General features: G+C 62.3%; 14 protein-coding genes. 8 read left to right on the top strand and 6 right to left on the bottom strand.

All coding sequences use genetic code 11. The features are described from left to right. Window positions 1–100: 100 nt before the first annotated feature. Complete coding sequence (locus tag VB618_RS02455; protein WP_329794907.1) at window positions 101–2,188, top strand: cadherin domain-containing protein; 2,088 nt, start codon at window positions 101–103, stop codon at window positions 2,186–2,188. A 50-nt stretch (window positions 2,189–2,238) separates the two neighbouring features. On the opposite strand, the gene VB618_RS02460 is transcribed toward VB618_RS02455, so the two are convergent. Both VB618_RS02460 and VB618_RS02465 read right to left on the bottom strand, forming a co-directional pair. Next, the gene (locus tag VB618_RS02460; RefSeq protein ID WP_329794908.1) at window positions 2,239–2,454 is read right to left on the bottom strand and encodes a dodecin; all 216 of its coding nucleotides are present in this window, start codon (window positions 2,452–2,454) and stop codon (window positions 2,239–2,241) included. A gap of 66 nt (window positions 2,455–2,520) precedes the next feature. Next, on the bottom strand, window positions 2,521–3,285 hold the full coding sequence (locus tag VB618_RS02465) for a tellurite resistance TerB family protein (RefSeq protein ID WP_329794909.1): 765 nt from the start codon (window positions 3,283–3,285) through the stop codon (window positions 2,521–2,523). Between the two features lie 186 nt (window positions 3,286–3,471). Here VB618_RS02465 and VB618_RS02470 point away from each other — a divergent pair, with 186 nt between their 5' ends. Next, complete coding sequence (locus VB618_RS02470; RefSeq protein ID WP_329794910.1) at window positions 3,472–3,996, top strand: DUF4142 domain-containing protein; 525 nt, start codon at window positions 3,472–3,474, stop codon at window positions 3,994–3,996. 59 nt (window positions 3,997–4,055) lie between these two features. Here the strand turns inward: VB618_RS02470 and VB618_RS02475 are convergent, their stop codons facing one another. Then, the gene (locus VB618_RS02475; RefSeq protein WP_329794911.1) at window positions 4,056–4,409 is read right to left on the bottom strand and encodes a VOC family protein; all 354 of its coding nucleotides are present in this window, start codon (window positions 4,407–4,409) and stop codon (window positions 4,056–4,058) included. Then, on the bottom strand, window positions 4,409–5,428 hold the full coding sequence (locus VB618_RS02480) for a fumarylacetoacetate hydrolase family protein (RefSeq protein ID WP_329794912.1): 1,020 nt from the start codon (window positions 5,426–5,428) through the stop codon (window positions 4,409–4,411). The genes VB618_RS02475 and VB618_RS02480 overlap by 1 nt, the downstream gene beginning before the upstream one ends. A gap of 73 nt (window positions 5,429–5,501) precedes the next feature. Here VB618_RS02480 and VB618_RS02485 point away from each other — a divergent pair, with 73 nt between their 5' ends. The 6 genes from VB618_RS02485 to VB618_RS02510 all read left to right on the top strand — a co-directional run bounded on the left by VB618_RS02485 (window position 5,502) and on the right by VB618_RS02510 (window position 11,539). After that, window positions 5,502–6,590, top strand: a complete 1,089-nt coding sequence (locus VB618_RS02485; protein WP_329794914.1) for a TRAP transporter substrate-binding protein — start codon at window positions 5,502–5,504, stop codon at window positions 6,588–6,590. A gap of 2 nt (window positions 6,591–6,592) precedes the next feature. Continuing rightward, the gene (locus VB618_RS02490) at window positions 6,593–7,357 is read left to right on the top strand and encodes a hypothetical protein (RefSeq protein WP_329794915.1); all 765 of its coding nucleotides are present in this window, start codon (window positions 6,593–6,595) and stop codon (window positions 7,355–7,357) included. Between the two features lie 105 nt (window positions 7,358–7,462). Beyond that, window positions 7,463–7,966 (top strand): MarR family winged helix-turn-helix transcriptional regulator, encoded by a 504-nt coding sequence (locus tag VB618_RS02495; RefSeq protein ID WP_329794916.1) that lies wholly within the window; start codon window positions 7,463–7,465, stop codon window positions 7,964–7,966. Next, on the top strand, window positions 7,963–8,589 hold the full coding sequence (maiA, locus tag VB618_RS02500) for a maleylacetoacetate isomerase (RefSeq protein ID WP_329794917.1): 627 nt from the start codon (window positions 7,963–7,965) through the stop codon (window positions 8,587–8,589). The genes VB618_RS02495 and maiA overlap by 4 nt, the downstream gene beginning before the upstream one ends. Before the next feature lie 82 nt (window positions 8,590–8,671). Continuing rightward, window positions 8,672–9,787, top strand: a complete 1,116-nt coding sequence (gene hppD, locus VB618_RS02505; protein ID WP_329794918.1) for a 4-hydroxyphenylpyruvate dioxygenase — start codon at window positions 8,672–8,674, stop codon at window positions 9,785–9,787. A 504-nt stretch (window positions 9,788–10,291) separates the two neighbouring features. Beyond that, on the top strand, window positions 10,292–11,539 hold the full coding sequence (locus VB618_RS02510; RefSeq protein ID WP_329794919.1) for a porin: 1,248 nt from the start codon (window positions 10,292–10,294) through the stop codon (window positions 11,537–11,539). A 131-nt stretch (window positions 11,540–11,670) separates the two neighbouring features. Here the strand turns inward: VB618_RS02510 and VB618_RS02515 are convergent, their stop codons facing one another. After that, window positions 11,671–12,552, bottom strand: a complete 882-nt coding sequence (locus VB618_RS02515; RefSeq protein WP_329794920.1) for an alpha/beta fold hydrolase — start codon at window positions 12,550–12,552, stop codon at window positions 11,671–11,673. Between the two features lie 45 nt (window positions 12,553–12,597). Beyond that, window positions 12,598–14,640, bottom strand: a complete 2,043-nt coding sequence (locus tag VB618_RS02520) for a lytic transglycosylase domain-containing protein (protein ID WP_329794921.1) — start codon at window positions 14,638–14,640, stop codon at window positions 12,598–12,600. Between the last annotated feature and the right edge of the window lie 8 nt (window positions 14,641–14,648).

A 14,648-nucleotide genomic window follows, 5' to 3' on the forward strand; every position in this document is an offset into this window, starting at 1 on the left:
GAGTTTTGTGACCGAGTGCCTGCCCTCTCTGTATGGAGGGGGCGGCAAAATTCATTTCCCTTTAGTCAACTCCCATCGCGTAGAATCGGGAGAAGGCATCATGGCTCACAGGTTTGTCACGGGCATCGACACGGATGGCGAAATTTTGGGGGAGAATGACTCTCTCACTGTGTTGACAGGTGGAGCCATCACGGTCGCCACGGCAGGGGGCAGCGGGATTGTCAGCACAGGCTTGGGCGCAAGCGCCACCGTGTTCGGTGGTGTCGCTGCCGACACGGATGGCATCCGCCTTGAAGGGACCGAGAGCAGGGCGTTCGTGGGTCGGTCCGGCAACGTCACGGGAGGCAGGTTTGGGGTGCTGATCGGCTCGAACGCTGCATTCGATATCAGCCTCCGGAATGAGGGCACGATCACGGGCTACATTGGCGGCGTGAGGCTGGAAGGGCTTGGGCTCGATCTTGTCAATGCCGGAACCATTTCCGTCCCGGCAGGGGCGGTTGATATTCCCATCGCGGCCGTGACACTGGCGTCCACTGGCGGCACCTCTAATCTAGTTAACACCGGCAGTATCATTGCAGGGCCCAGTGGCAATCACTCGGCAATCGTTGGAGGTCTCGGAAACGACATCGTCTCCAATGCAGGCTTGATCCGCGGCAAAATTGTCTTGGGCGCAGGCAATGATCGCTATTATGGCCAGGAAGGATTCTCCGAATTCGGAAGCATCTCCCTTGGGACCGGCCAGAACATCGCCTATGGCGGCATCGGACGAGAAACCTTCGAGCTTATCCAAGATGGCGACCGACTTGAGGATTTTGTCGATGGGGGAGAGGGAATTGATTCTCTTGTCCTCTTTGACGGCGCAATGGATGTCAGCATCGATCTAAGGCTCACGCTTTGGCAGGACACGGGTGTCGGTGGCCTGACACTTCGAAATGTCGAGAACCTTGGCACTGCCAGCGGGAATGATCGGCTGACCGGCAACGCGGAAGATAATGATCTCTCCGCGGGCTTGGGCAACGATACTCTTGATGGAGGGCTTGGGCATGACATCCTCAGGGGAGGCTCAGGCAATGACACGGCGCTCTTTTTCGGCGCAGCAGGCGCGACAGTCGACCTGCGGCTCACGGGTTCCCAGAACACGGGCTATGGATTCGATCGGCTCTCCGGTATCGAGACCCTTGTCGGCGGAGCGGGCGATGATGTCTTCACGGGTGACGGGGCGGCCAATCTCCTCTCCGGCTCCGGCGGCAACGATATCCTGCAGGGCGGTGGCGGCGACGACACCCTGGACGGCGGTGCCGGTGTCGACACGGCCGTGTTCTCCGGGGCCAAGGCGGGGTACCAGATCACCTCGAACGGGGACGGCAGCGTGACGGTGGCAGGACCTGACGGCACGGACACCGTGCGCAACGTGCGTTTCCTGAAGTTTTCCGACGGGTTAACAACGCTCACCAATGCAGCCCCGACAGGCCTTGCCGTTTCCAGCGGAACAGTCGTGGAAAATGCGCCAGCCGGCAGCGTGGCCGCTTCCCTCTCAGCCACGGATGCGGACGGCGATGCGATCAGCTACACGCTGGTTCCGGGCTCTAGCAGCGCCTTTGCCATCGTCGGCAACAGCCTGGTCGTGACCGGCGCCATCGACTTTGAGACCACCCGCCAGCATGCTGTCACGGTCCAGGCCAAGGATGCCTATGGCGGCATCGCCACCACGACGGTGAACCTGTCCGTGATCAACGCAGTCGAGACCACGCCCTTCACCCTGCGTGGCACGTCAGTGGCCGACAGCCTCACAGGCGAAGCGGGCGGCGACACCTTCTATGGCGGCCTGGGCAACGATGTGCTCGCGGGCGGCGCGGGCAAGGACGTGTTCGTGTTCGACACGAGGCTCAACAAGCGCACTAATGTCGATAAGATCGCCGACTTCCGCACCCAGGACGACAGCATCTACCTGGAGAACAAGATCTTCACCAAGCTGGGCTCGGGTACGTTCTCCAAGCCGAAGAAGTTCACGAGCGACATGTTCGTGCAGAACACTAAGGCCCAGGACGCGGAGGACCGGATCGTTTACGACAAGAAGACCGGCAAGCTGTACTACGATGAGGACGGCACGGGATCGAAGGCGCAGGTCCAGATCGCCACCATCACCAACAAAGCCGTCCTCAAATACTCGGACTTCTTCGTCATCTGAGTTCGGCAGCGCGGCTGCAGCGAGCTTGATGCTCTCTGCAGCCTGGCATGCTAGCTCCCCGCTTCCAGCGTGAATCCGGCCTTCAGCACGACCTGATAGTGGTGCACTTCGCCGTTCTCGATGTGCCCGCGGGTCTGGATGACCTCGAACCAGCGCAGATTACGCAAAGTCTCGTTGGCCCGCCGGATGGCGGTCTGAATGGCATCCTCGATGCTGGTCTCGGACGAGCCGACGAGTTCGACGATCTTATAGACGTGGTCGCTCATGAAGTGCTCCATGGATCTTGGAGAAATAAGGCTCCATGGCTGTCCCATGGAGCCTCGCCGGTCGGGTCAGACTCCCGTGCCGGTGGCCACCGTCTGGCGGACTGCGCCGATCTGCGCGTCGAGATGGGTAACCAGATCTGTGGGAAGATCCATGAGGGCCACGAGGCGATCGAGATAGGCCTTCTCCGCGGGCGTGTCCGCGTCGCCTATGGCCACCCGCGAGGCCACATAGAGTTCGGCGGCCTGCTCCTTGGTCTTGGGGAGGCGGGCGATGGCGGCGGCATCGGCGGGCTTGGCCATCATGTCGAGGAGAAAACCCTTCTCCTCGTTGCCGAGGCCGAGCTGCTGGATCTGCTCCTGGATCCGGGCGCTTTCCTCGCCATCCAGATGCCCGTCGGATTTCGCCGCCGAGATCATGGCCTGGACCAAGGCGAGGCCCATTTCATGGCCGTTCTTGTCCTTCTCCTCTTCCAGGTGGAAGCCGCTGCCTGCCGGGGGCTGCGAGGGCAGGGTTCCAGGCTGGCTGGCGCCCGGTGCCTGCTTGGCCTGCCAGTCCTGATAGGCCTTGAAGGCCACGCTCGCGAGCACCGCGAGGCCGCCGGCCTTCATCAGCGAGCCGCCCGCCGAGCGTCCGCCGCGGGAGCCCAGGATCAGGGACAGGAGGCTTCCCGCCGCCAAGCCGCCCATGCCGCCCGGGATCTGGGAGCCGAAGCCGCCGGAGCCACCGAGCATGCCGCCAAGGCCGCCCATGCCGCCCTGCTGATGCGGCCGCCGACCACCTGAGGAGCCCTGGCTGCGCATGAGGCCATCGAGGATGCTGCCGAGATTCATGGTCTATTCTCCCTGTGCTGAGGATGTGCATCAGGAAAAGGCAGGGCATTTCCAAGAGTTCCCCGCGACGGCGTTCACCGATTGGTTAGGAATTCAGGCAGCCGTGCCGGAACTTGGGGCGTGCTCCCTAGTTGAGGAGCCGTCAGCTCGGCCGTTCGGACCGGGCACAGGAAGGGAACCTCCGCGATGAATCTCAAAATCGCTCTTGTCGCCGGTGCCATGGCATTCGGCGTTGCCGGCTGCATGACGCCCATGGCATCGGCCCCAGCCCCGATGGCCGTCACCACCGCGGCCGTGTTCGTGCCGACCGCAGTTTCGTCCAATCTCCTGGAGATCGAGTCGAGCCGTATGGCCTTGCAGCGCGCGCGTAATCCCGAGGTTCGCCGCTTCGCCCGGCAGATGATCCGCGACCATAACCTCGCCACCCGCCGGATGGCGGCTGCCGTGCGCCGCTCTGGCCTGCCGGTGCCGCCTCCTGCGATGATCCCGCGTCACCAGCAGATGGTGGCCTCACTGCAGACGGCTTCCGATTTCGACGCGGCCTATATGGGCGTTCAGGTTATGGCCCATCAGGAATCCGTGACCCTGTTCTCGTCCTACGGGTCGAACGGCGATGTTCCGCCGCTTGCAGCCTTCGCCCGACAGACCCTGCCGAACCTGCAGATGCATCTGCAGCATGCCCAGGGCATCGCCGGCGGCCGTGCCATGTAAGCTTTCGATGCTTGATGGAAAGGCCGTCGGGAACCCGGCGGCCTTTTTCGTTAGAGGTATCAGCCCTCCATGAACTCGATCCGGTTGCCAACCGGATCCTGAACGTAGAAGCGCCGGATGCCTGGAATGGCATCGTCCCAGGCGGGTTCATGGCCAGCCTCGGATATGAGCCGTGCCAGGGCATCGAGATCGGCAACGGCAATGGCCGGATGCACCTTGCGGGCCGGGCGGAAATCATCCTCGACCCCAAGGTGGATCCGCACCGAGCCGCTCTCCAGCCAGAGGCCGCCGCGTTTGGCAAGGGCAGGGGGCTTCGGCACCTCCCTCATGCCGAGCAGGCCGGCATAGAACGGCCGACACAGGTCTTCCGCGCCTTCCGGAATAGCGAGCTGAACGTGATCCAGGCGCAGCATCACGCTTCTTTGCGGTAGGCCTGGACCTCCTGCTCGATGGCCCCAAAGATGGAGTGGCCCGCCTTGTCCTTCATCTCGATGCGGATCGTGTCGCCAAAGCGCATGAACGGCGTCCTGGCCTCACCATGGAAGAGCGTCTCCACCGTGCGCAGCTCCGCCAAGCAGGAATAGCCCAGGCCTCCCTGTTCGATGGGCTTGCCCGGTCCGCCGCCCTCGTCCTTGTTGGAGACCGTGCCCGAGCCGATGATTGTGCCGGCTCCGAGCGGCCGGGTCCTGGCCGCATGGGCAATCAGGTTCGGGAAGTCGAAGGTCATGTCGATGCCGGCATTAGGCTTGCCGAAGGGCTTGCCGTTGAGGGCTGAGAGCAGGGGCAGGTGCAGCTTGCCGCCATCCCAGGCCTCGCCCAGCTCGTCGGGCGTGACCGCCACCGGCGACAGCGTGGAGGAGGGTTTGGCCTGGAAGAAACCGAAGCCTTTACCGAGTTCCGCCGGGATCAGGTTGCGCAAGGAGACGTCGTTGACGAGAACCACCAGCCTGATGGCAGCTGCTGCCTCCTCGCGGGTGGCACCCATGGCCACGTCCCCGGTGATCACCGCGACCTCGGCCTCGAAGTCGATGCCGTGCGCCTCGTCGGGCGCCGGGATAGGGTCGCGCGGGCCGAGGAACGAGTCGGAGCCGCCCTGGTACATGAGCGGGTCGGTCCAGAACGAGGCGGGCATCTCGGCGCCACGGGCTTTGCGCACCAGTTCCACGTGATTCACGTAGGCCGAGCCGTCGGCCCATTGATAGGCGCGGGGCAGGGGCGAGGCGCAATCGTGCTCGTGAAAGCGGAAGGCCGGAACCGAGCCGTGCTCCAGCTGCTCGGCGAGGTCGCGCAGGCGAGGCTCGACTTTTTCCCAATCGTCCAGGGCTTGCTGGAGGGTGGGGACAATGAAAAATGCGTCCGTCGCGCGGGTCAGGTCCTTCGACACGACCACAAGGCGGCCATCACGGCCTTGATTCAGGGAAGAGAGCTTCATTGCCACCGACCGGGTTGTTATGGTCCACTCAACTTGCAACGAAATGCTTTCCGGGGAAACGCCAATGACGACGATGAAGAGAAGAAACTTTCTGAAAGGCGCCGGCCTCGCGGCGGCAGCCGGCACGGTGGCTGCTCCTGCGATTGCCCAGAGCATGCCGGAAATCCGCTGGCGCCTGACCTCGAGCTTCCCGAAATCCCTCGACACCATCTTCGGCACCGCCCAGACCTTCGCCAAGTACATGGCGGACGCCACCGACGGAAAGTTCCAGATCCAGGTCTTCGCCCCGGGTGAGATCGTCGGCGGCCTGCAGGCCATGGATGCGGTGCAGAACGGGTCGGTGGAATGCGCCCATACCCCGACCTATTATTGGGTCGGCAAGGAGCCTGCGCTCGGCATGGGCACCGGGCTGCCCTTCAGCCTCAATGCGCGCCAGCTCCATTCCTGGTGGCACTTCGCCGGCGGCAAGGAGATCATCAACGAGATCCTGGCGAAATATAACTGCACATCTCTGGTCTGTGGTAATTCCGGCACCCAGATGGGCGGCTTCTTCCGCAAGGAGATCAACTCCGTCGAAGACCTGAACGGACTGAAGTTCCGCATTGGCGGCCTCGGCGGCATGGTGCTGGCCAAACTCGGTGTGGTGCCGCAGCAGATCGCACCGGGCGAGGTCTATCCAGCTTTGGAGCGCGGCACCCTCGATGCGGCCGAGTTCGTCGGCCCCTACGACGACGAGAAGCTCGGCTTCCTGAAAGTCGCCAAATACTATTACGCCCCCGGCTGGTGGGAGGGCGGCGCCATGCTGCATCTCGTGGTCAACCAGCAGAAGTGGAACGAGCTGCCCAAGCACTATCAGGCCATCATGTCCAACGCCTGCGAAGCGGCGAACAACTGGATGCTGGCCAAGTACGATGCGGTGAACGGCCAGGCGCTGCGCCGCATGGTCGGCGCCGGCGCTGAACTGCGCACCTTCTCGCCAGCCATCATGGAGGCTTCGCTCAAGGCGGCGAACGAGCTCTATGCGGAGCTGTCCGCCAAGGATGCGAACTTCAAGAAGGTCTACGATTCGATGGTGGCCTACCGCACCGACGTCCTGCCCTGGTGGCAGCTCAACGAATACGCCTTCGACACCTTCATGATCCGCACCCGCGGCCGGGTGTAAGCATGACTCGCTATCAGGCGAGATTAGCTTCCTGCCTGACAGCCATTCGCTCCTGTCTTGCTGCCGCTGCGATTCTGATTTCCTCAATCGCAGCGGCTCAGGACCTCACCATTCCCGAGGTGGTTTATCCGAGCCTGCCGCATCAGGCCGGGACGGCTGAAGACTTCGTCCCACCAGGATGGATGCTTGAGGCGCAAGCGTCCGGCGACCTCAATCGGGATAGCAGTGCCGATCTGATTCTGGTCCTGCGCCAAAACAACCCTGCGAATGTGATCGAGCATTTCGAAGGGCTTGGCGAGAAGCCGTTCAACACCAATCCTCGCATCCTGGCCATCGCCTTTCGTGATGGGGATGCAGGCAAATTCACCCTGCAGTTCGAGAACCATATCCTCATTTCCCGCCGCACCGAGCCAGCCGCCGATGATCCCTTCGACAAGGAGATCGGGATCTCCATCGTGCGCGATGGGTTTCAGGTGCGTCTGGACTGGTTCATGAGCGCGGGAGGATGGGAGACTTTCAACACGACCTATACATTCCGGCATAAAGCCGACCGTTTCGAGCTAATCGGCTACGATCGAAACACAGTTCACCGAGGGAGCGGCGACATTACGTCCCTCAGCATCAACTACCTGACGCGAAAAGTGAAAAAGACGACAGGTCACATCAGTCGGGACGCCGATAAGGTTCGCTGGCAGACACTCCCGCAGATGCCTCCTTTAACCCTTGAAAGCATTGGCGATGGGCTGAGCTTCAAGCCTGCACTCTGATCCCATCGGGTTCGAACCGGGATGACTTGCCGTTTCGTCAGTCAAATCTAGTTGCTCGTGCAACGAATCCTGCTATTTGTTGCACGAGCAACGAACGGTATGGCGATGGCGAGTGGATCTGCAGCGAGAAAGCCGACACCCGAACCCCTGGTGGTTCTGGAGGAGTTTTTGCCTTACCGGCTCAATGTGCTGGCCGGGCTCACGTCGAGCGCGCTCGCTCAGATCTATGCCGAGCGGTTCGGTCTCTCGATCCCGGCTTGGCGTGTGATCGTAACCCTCGGTCAATATGAATGCCGAACGGCCAGGGACATGGCGCCTGACGGCGTCATGCACAAATCAACGGTTTCGCGGGCGGTCTCTGCGCTCGAAAAGCGAGGTCTGGTCAAGCGTCGCCCGAATCTGGACGACCGCCGCGAGGAATGGCTCGCCCTGACGCCGGAGGGACGGGCGATCTACGAGGCGGTGGCTCCCGAAGCCCTTGCTGTCGGCGAGCGCCTCCTATCGGTGCTGACTCCTCAGGAGCAGAAGACGCTATCCGCCTTGATCGACAAGCTCACCCGGCAGGCGCGATTGCTGGCGCCGCAGGATGCAGAAGGGGATGAGGCGTGAAGCTCTACACCTATTTCCGTTCGTCCGCGGCCTACCGGGTGAGGATAGCTCTCAGCCTCAAGGGTGTTTCCTATGAATCGGTATCGGTGAACCTGCTGAAGGGGGAGCAGCGCGAGGCGGATTATAAAACGCTCAATCCCCAGATGCGCGTGCCCTCCCTCGACATCGGTGGGACGACGCTGATCCAGTCTCCTGCCATTCTCGAATATCTCGATGAGGTCTATCCCGAGCCGCCGCTGCTGCCGATGGGCGCCGTCAACCGGGCCAGGGTCCGGGCCATCGCCAGTCTGATCGCCTGCGATATCCACCCGCTCAACAACTCCGGAACGCTCGGCTACCTCAAGAACCGTCTCGGGCACGATCAGATCGCCGCGGACGAATGGTATGCCCATTGGGTCCGTGAAGGCTTCGATGCCATCGAAGCCCTGCTTGGGCCAGGGCCCTACGCCTTCGGGCCCAAGGTCACCCTGGCCGATGTCTATCTCGTGCCGCAGGTCTTCAATGCGCGGCGCTTCAATGTTCCGCTCGATGCGTATCCGAAGATCGCCGCGGTCGATGCCGCCTGCGCCGAGCTCAAGACTTTCCAGGACGCCGCGCCGGCCAACCAGCCTGACGCTGCCTGACGAAGAATTGCATCCGCCGAACGGCGGATGCGTTGGTTTCACACAAGGCCTTCGTTATCGGAGGCGTGACAGGAGGAAGACCATGGGACCGTTCCCGCACGATGCGCCCCCGGCGACGATTTCCGAAGAGAACCCGATGGGGACCGATGGCTTCGAGTTCGTGGAATTCTGCCATCCCGATCCGCAGGCCCTCGACCGGCTCTTCAAGACCATGGGTTTCAGTGTCGTTGCCAAGCACCGCTCGAAGAACGTGCTGCTCTACCGCCAAGGCGACATCAACTTCATCGTCAATGCGCAGCCGGGCTCCTTCGCCGAGCGGTTCGCGGCCCAGCACGGGCCCTCCGCTCCGGCCATGGCCTTCCGCGTCGCTGATGCGAAATATGCCTACGAGCGCGCGCTCTCCATGGGGGCCAAGCCCGTTCAGACGCAGGTCGGACCCAACGAGCTTGAGATTCCCGGGATCGAGGGCATCGGCGGCCTGCAGATCTATTTCGTCGACCGCTATGGCGCGAAGGGCTCGATCTACGATGTCGATTTCGAGTGGCTCGGCGGGTCGGATCCGAAGCCGAAGGGCGTCGGCCTCCATTACATCGACCACCTGACCCACAACGTCTATCGCGGACGGATGAACGAATGGGCCGGTTTTTACGAGCGCCTCTTCAACTTCCGCCAGATTCGCTACTTCGACATCGAGGGCAAGCTGACGGGCCTTCACTCCCGCGCCATGACGAGCCCGGACGGCAAGATCCGTATCCCGATCAACGAGGATGCGGGCGAGACCGGGCAGATCGAAGAATATCTGCAGGAATATAAGGGCGAGGGCATCCAGCATGTGGCGCTGGGCTCGCACGATCTATACGAATCCATCGAAACGCTCATCGAAGCAGGCCTGGAGTTCATGCCGGCACCGAACGAGATCTACTATTCGCGCATCGACAAGCGCCTCCCCAAGCACGAGGAGCCCCTCGACCGCCTCAAGAGGAACGGCATCCTCATCGACGGGGAGGGCGTGGTCGAAGGCGGCTTCACGAAGGTGCTGCTCCAGCGCTTCGGCAAGACGGCCATCGGCCCGATCTTCTTCGAGTACATTCAACGCAAGGGGGATGACGGATTCGGCGAGGGCAACTTCAAAGCTCTCTTCGAATCCATCGAGGAAGATCAGATTCGCCGGGGAGTGATCGGCCCGAAGGTCGCCTGAGCCCTGTTAGATCGTCGATTCGAAAGAGGTCGGACCCGCTCCGGCCTCTTTTTTGCAATCTGGGCGAACCCGTGGCCGTCGATGCAATGCTTTTATGCACAGGGGCAACCCTGAGGCCGGCTGGTATAAAGAGAGGCTCCAGCAGGCAGTCACGCGACTTTGATCGCACGTCAAAAGCCTTTTTTCTTAAGGATTTATGAAGAGTCGGGCTGAAGTCTTAACGAAAAGTAAAGAAGTCGGTTAGGAGCGTTGCGTTTGTGCAACATGCCCCTGAAAAGCCCCCGCCGCTGCCTGTTTTGCGCCTTCATTCGGTTGCTTGCGAGGCGGTGATGGATAATGTGGCTCCAGCGACGGGGGCACCCCAGTCGTGATCCTGGTGGGTTCGACCGAAAAGGCGGACCGCCGGATTCTTAAGGGGAAAAGGGACGTGTTTAGGGCTTCGATGAAGTCGCCGAAGCACAAAAACCCGGCCCCCCAGGGTCTCGAAACTTTGGAGGTTTAACCATGAAGCTCGTTAAGAGCCTCTTCCTCGGATCGGTCGCGGGTCTCGCGGCTGTTGCCGGAGCTCAAGCTGCCGACCTTCCCGTGAAGAAGGCTGCTGCTGTTGAATACGTTCGCGTCTGCTCCACCTACGGCGCAGGCTTCTTCTACATCCCCGGCACTGAAACCTGCCTGCGCGTCTCCGGCCGCGTCCGCGCTGAGTATCAGTACCTCGAGCCGCAGTTCCGCGAAGACAACTCGATCGGCTTCCGCGCTCGTGGCCGCGTCGCTCTCGACGCTCGCACTGCCACCGCTTACGGCCTCCTCCGCGCTTACGTTCGCATGGAGATGGACCGCAACACCGGCGTGTACGCTGGTCAGGCTGGCGGCACCTCGTCTGCTACCTCGCCGAACATCGCCCAGGCCTACATTCAGTTCGGTGGCCTGACCGCTGGTCGCACGACGTCGTTCTTCACCAACGGCGACCTGCCGAACGGCAACATCACCACGCTCCGCTTCTACGACTATCCGGACGTGAACCTGCTCGCCTACACCTTCTCCTTCGGCAATGGCTTCTCGGCGACCCTGTCGCTCGAAGAAGGCTCCTTCGCTGGCAACCGCCTGACGGACGCCGCTGGCGCAGTTGCTGGCCAGATGTGGCCTGACCTCGTCGGTAACGTGAAGTACGCCGGCACCTGGGGCTCGGTCCAGCTCTCCGGTGCTCTGCACCAGACCCGCTCCAACCTGTTCGGTGTCGATGATACTGACTTCGGTGACAGCGAGCTCGGCTGGGCGATCGGCACGCAGATCGGCTTCAACCTGCCGGCTCTCGGCGCAGGCGATGCCCTCTGGTTTGCTGCTGCCTACGCTGACGGCGCTCTCGGCTACCTCGGCTTCGGCTCGAACGTGACGGGCGTTGGCGCTTCCGGCTCGCTCCGCGGCTTCGCGGTTCCTGATGCCTTCGTTGACCTCAACGGCGACGTCGAGACCGGCCGTGGCTGGCAGGTCGCCGGTGGTCTGCGTCACTACTGGACGCCCACCCTGCGTTCGAACGTCCATGGTTCGTACGCTCAGGTCGATTTCGGCGGTGACGCTCCGCTCGGCATCTCGGACCTCACCGAGTGGCGCGCTGGTGCCAACATCTTCTGGACCCCGGTCTCCGGTCTGGACATCGGTGTTGAAGCCATCTACGCGAACATCGACATCGACGGCCTTGCTCTCGATAACGACGATCGCTGGGAAGCTCGCCTGCGCGTGCAGCGCGACTTCTAATCGGCTCGTCTGATTGGACAGAAAAACCCCGGTGGCAACACCGGGGTTTTTCTTTTGGCCGCCGTCGATGGTGGAGCAGACAGCCTTGCTGTCTGAAGGATCCTGGCGTCAGATCTCTGCGTGTTCAGCCTTCAGGTGGAGCCTTCCACTGACAGAACAAACTGTTCGATCACCTGAGCGAGATCACCATCGAGGGCAGGGGCATGTCCCTGGCCTGGAACCGTAATAGCCGTGAGCCGCGAGTGTCTTGCCTGCATGGTCTGCACCGTTTCGGCGGACAGCAGGTCCGAATGCTCGCCACGGATGACGAGAAGAGGGAACGGCTTCAATCCTTCGAAGAGCGGCCAGAGATCAGGCAATGGAGCCTCCGGATCGGCGGCTTCGAGAGTCTTCATCAGGTTCGGGTCGTAGTTCAGAATGAACTGGCCTTCGCTCTCGTGCCATGTCACCCGTGCCAGGGCCTGCCATTGCTCATCCGTGAAGGCTGGGAATTCAGATCCTGACATCTGTCGCAGGATCTGCACAGCCTCGTCCATGGTGCTGGGTGTCGGCAATTTACCGACATAGCCGCGGATCCGCATGAGCCCTCTGGCCTCAATAACAGGACCGATATCGTTAAGGACTGCACCGGCAATCAGTGTCGGGCGAACCGCGCTCAGGGCCATCGTGATTAGTCCGCCCCGGGACGTGCCGACGAAGACTACCTTCTCGATGCCGGCAGCCGTGAGCACCTGCAGGACATCGTTCAGCTCGATCTTGACGTCGTAGTTGCGCCAGTCCTGATCCCACTCGGAACGGCCGCGGCCGCGATAGTCTAGGGACAGGACGCGGCGGGGACGCGCTGCGTCGCGGCTCAGAGCCACGGCGAGGTCGTGAAAATCCTCGGATGACCGTGTGAGGCCCGAAAGGCACACGACCGGTAAGGCACCGGCCGTACCGGGATCATAGTCTCGAGTGTAAAGGCGCAGCCCGTCTGCTGCAGACACGAAAAGATCCCGGTAGGTGTCGCTCATCTCATTCCATGGTCATTGGACATCGATGAGCCGCATCTTGCATCACTAGTTGGTGCTTGTCGCGTCCGCCGTGGCAGGAGTTGCCGGTAGAGCCTTCTCGTTCAGGCGCTGCCGGTAGACCCTCAGGTTCTCTAGAACGCGCTGCACGTAGTTGCGAGTCTCGTAGAAGGGAATGCGCTCGACCCAATCGACCTCATCCACGTCCGGCTTGCGGGGATCGCCGTAGGACCGGACCCATTTCATCACATTGCCGCCGCCCGCATTATAGGACGCGAAGGCAAGGATATGAGAGCCCTTCCAGTCCTCCATCAATTCGCCCAGATGGGCGGAGCCGATCTTCGCGTTGTAGGACGGATCCTCGATCAAGCGCTTCAGATCGAATCCGACGCCGAAGCGCTGGGCCGTCCTCTTGGCGGTGGCCGGCATGAGCTGCATGAGGCCGCGAGCTCCGGCGCTGGAGATGGCGCGCGGATTGAAGGCGCTTTCCTGGCGGGCTATGGCATAGACCATGGCGGGCTCCACCTCGTCCCCGACCGGCTGGAAGTCAGGAATGGCGGCCAAAGGATAGGCATGCTGATCGAGCGGGAAGCCTCGCTGCAACGCGATCTTGCCGATGGCGAGAACCGCCCGGGGGTTCTGCTGCGATGTCGCGAGACCCGCGAGCGCATCGAGCTGACCGGGGTCGCTCATTGTCTGGGCCAGATCGGAATAGAGGCCCATCGCTAGGTCCTGCTCGCCGATCTGCTGCAGCAGCTGCACGGCCTGAACGGGAACGAGAGCGTTGAAGGCCTTGCTTTCATTCTCCGTCAGAGGATCGACCTTCCTCAGGGCGCTGATCCGACCGAGCTTTTCCTGTGCGAGCTGTCCATAATAGGTTGTGGGATGATCAGCGGCGCGCTCATAGAACAGGCGAGCGTTCTGAGCCTCGCCGGATGCGTCCGCCGCGCGGCCTTGCCAATAGGCAACGCGGGACATGGAAATGGGGGTTGAGGCCGTCTTGCCAACGGCTGCGAAGTGCCCGGAGGCTTTTGACGGCTCGCTCAGGAAACGCAGGGCAATCCAGCCTGCGTGGAACTCCGCCTCAATCTGCTGCACCGGGGACTCGGCCGCGTGGTGGCTTGCGACCTCATAGGCCGTCTTGGCGTCGCCCTTGTCGAGAAGCTCGCGGGTGATCAGGCGCTGCTCGGCCCACCACTCGTCGCCATCGACCAGGAGTTCCGGGTCGCGCGGCGCCTGCATGATGATGCTTGCGGCCTCGACCAGGTTGTTGCTGCGGCGCTGGAGCAGGGCGCGGGAGAAGAGATAGGACGTGTCGCTGCGCAGGGATGCCGGAACGGCGGCGAAAGCCTTCTCGGCTTTCTTCTTGCCCTGGAACACGGCCATGCGTGCCTTGACGAGAAGTCCGTAATCCTTGCCTGCATAGCCTGCAGCTCGCTGCGCGCCGCCCCAGTTCTCCTTCAGGAGCAGCCGCTCCATGCGAAAGCGGTGATCGGCTTGGGTGAGCAGGCCAGGGAATTGGTCGAGGATGCGGCGCTCCACGTCGGGGCCGAACGTGTCCTCGCGCCACACATGGCGGATCTTGTCATGGGCCTCCTGCTCAAGGCCGTCCGCCTTCAGGGCGAAGGCAAGCGCGATCCGTCCGCCCGGTGTGACGGGGGTCTGGTTGGCGAAAAAGAAGCGAACCTGAGGCGGCGACCGGCGCTCGGCCAGCAGGGTATCCTCGCTTCTGCGCCGGATCTGGCCGGTCAGGGGCCAGTCCGGATAATCCTTCCGGAAGGCCATGATCCGGTCGAAGGTGATGGGTGTGCCGCTGCGGATCGCGAACCATTCCCCGAGAGCACGGGCGGCCGGCTGTGTGAGCTTGGTCCTGAGGATCTCGGCCTCGGTCAGATCGTTGTCCCGATAGGCCTTGAAGATCCCGGCCAAGTGATCCAGGTCTCCCGGCACCGGATTGGCCGGAACGAAGGCTTCCAGAGTGCTGGCCTGGGATGTCTCCGTGTTCGGAGGAGGCGTATCAGTGGCATGGACGGCGAGGGTGGAGAGTTGGACAAGCGCGACGGATGTCACAAGACCCATGAAAAGACGCATGTTGAGGC

The sequence above is a fragment of the Microvirga sp. CF3062 genome, from assembly GCF_036314045.1.
Taxonomy (GTDB): domain Bacteria; phylum Pseudomonadota; class Alphaproteobacteria; order Rhizobiales; family Beijerinckiaceae; genus Microvirga.

Bases quoted from the DNA above. Each gene is read 5' to 3' on its own strand.
- VB618_RS02465 (WP_329794909.1), bottom strand. From the start codon at position 3,285: ATGAATCTCGGCAGCATCCTCGATGGCCTCATGCGCAGCCAGGGCTCC.
- VB618_RS02475 (WP_329794911.1), bottom strand. From the start codon at position 4,409: ATGCTGCGCCTGGATCACGTTCAGCTCGCTATTCCGGAAGGCGCGGAA.
- hppD (WP_329794918.1), top strand. From the start codon at position 8,672: ATGGGACCGTTCCCGCACGATGCGCCCCCGGCGACGATTTCCGAAGAG.
- VB618_RS02455 (WP_329794907.1), top strand. From the start codon at position 101: ATGGCTCACAGGTTTGTCACGGGCATCGACACGGATGGCGAAATTTTG.
- VB618_RS02515 (WP_329794920.1), bottom strand. From the start codon at position 12,552: ATGAGCGACACCTACCGGGATCTTTTCGTGTCTGCAGCAGACGGGCTG.
- VB618_RS02480 (WP_329794912.1), bottom strand. From the start codon at position 5,428: ATGAAGCTCTCTTCCCTGAATCAAGGCCGTGATGGCCGCCTTGTGGTC.
- VB618_RS02490 (WP_329794915.1), top strand. From the start codon at position 6,593: ATGACTCGCTATCAGGCGAGATTAGCTTCCTGCCTGACAGCCATTCGC.
- VB618_RS02510 (WP_329794919.1), top strand. From the start codon at position 10,292: ATGAAGCTCGTTAAGAGCCTCTTCCTCGGATCGGTCGCGGGTCTCGCG.
- VB618_RS02520 (WP_329794921.1), bottom strand. From the start codon at position 14,640: ATGCGTCTTTTCATGGGTCTTGTGACATCCGTCGCGCTTGTCCAACTC.
- VB618_RS02485 (WP_329794914.1), top strand. From the start codon at position 5,502: ATGAAGAGAAGAAACTTTCTGAAAGGCGCCGGCCTCGCGGCGGCAGCC.
- VB618_RS02495 (WP_329794916.1), top strand. From the start codon at position 7,463: ATGGCGAGTGGATCTGCAGCGAGAAAGCCGACACCCGAACCCCTGGTG.
- VB618_RS02470 (WP_329794910.1), top strand. From the start codon at position 3,472: ATGAATCTCAAAATCGCTCTTGTCGCCGGTGCCATGGCATTCGGCGTT.
- VB618_RS02460 (WP_329794908.1), bottom strand. From the start codon at position 2,454: ATGAGCGACCACGTCTATAAGATCGTCGAACTCGTCGGCTCGTCCGAG.